This window comes from Methylobacterium planeticum, assembly GCF_008806345.1.
Lineage (GTDB): Bacteria > Pseudomonadota > Alphaproteobacteria > Rhizobiales > Beijerinckiaceae > Methylobacterium > Methylobacterium planeticum.
This window is the reverse complement of record NZ_VZZJ01000076.1, coordinates 1-1085: the sequence shown is the minus strand read 5'-3', so window position 1 is coordinate 1085 and position 1085 is coordinate 1. Positions and strand designations below refer to the sequence as shown.

The following is a 1085-nucleotide window of genomic DNA, read 5'->3' as shown; positions in this document are numbered from 1 at the left end:
GATCGGGAGCTTGCATGAGACGCGAGAGCATCGCCGCTTTGAGGGAGTGCCTGGGGCAGCACCTTTCGCTGCGCAAGAGCCGACTGGAGAGTTTCTGCGTCCTCGTCGTGGGCGTTCTCCTGTCGCGCACCGTCAACCTGAGCCACCTTGCAGGCACGTTCCCGACCCGGGCGGACCTCGCTTCGAACTATCGCCGCCTGCAACGCTTCTTCGAGCAGGTCGTGCTCGACAGCGATCAACTGGCGCGCATCGTCGTCAGGATCGCAGGGATCGGGTCGGGGCCCTGGCTTCTGGCCCTTGATCGCACGTGCTGGAAGTTCGGGCGGCGCGACCTCAACATCCTCATGCTTGCCATCGTCCACAACGGCATCGCTATCCCGGTCTTGTGGGATGTGCTTGACCGGGCCGGAAACTCGACCACGGCCCATCGCGAGGCTCTGCTGTCCCGCTTCTGCGACGTCTTCGGAGCAAGAGCCGTCGCTGGATTGATCGCCGACCGGGAGTTCGTCGGCACGGCCTGGATGACGTTCCTGGCCGAGAACGACATCCCGTTTATCTTGCGCATCAAGGATGCCTTCCAGGTCCGCTTGGCCGACGGGCGCTGCTGCGCGGTCACATCCCTGTTCCGCAAGCTCACAGTCGGCGGTCGCTGCTACGTGCGCGATGATTGCCGTCTCGGTTCACGCGACAGCGCACTCGGTCCGCCAGTGAAGCTGTCGGCGACCCGGCTGGCGAGCAAAGACCTGCTCGTCGTGGCCACCAACACCGATCCCAAGACTGCCCTGGCTCATTACCGCCGGCGTTGGGAGATCGAGACGCTGTTTGCCGCCATCAAGACGCGCGGCCTCAACCTGGAGGAAACCCACCTCACCCATCCGGATCGCGTTGCCAAGCTCATCGCCGTGTTGGCGATCGCCTTCAGTTTTGCTCATGCCATGGGAGAATGGCGGGCCAAGCACCGGCCGATCATCATCAAGAAACATAGGCGGAGGGCCCAGTCGATCTTCCGCTTCGGCTTCGACCTTCTGAGACAAATCCTGATACAGGGGCAGCATGAGGCCGTTCAATGCTGGAACGCCATCGCG

The 1085-nt window shown here is 63.1% G+C and carries 1 protein-coding gene; it reads left to right on the top strand.

What is annotated here, in order from left to right; translation table 11 throughout:
* Positions 1-14: 14 nt before the first annotated feature.
* Positions 15-1085 (top strand): IS4 family transposase (locus F6X51_RS27600; RefSeq protein WP_150967299.1); only part of this gene is annotated, 1071 nt, incomplete at its 3' end.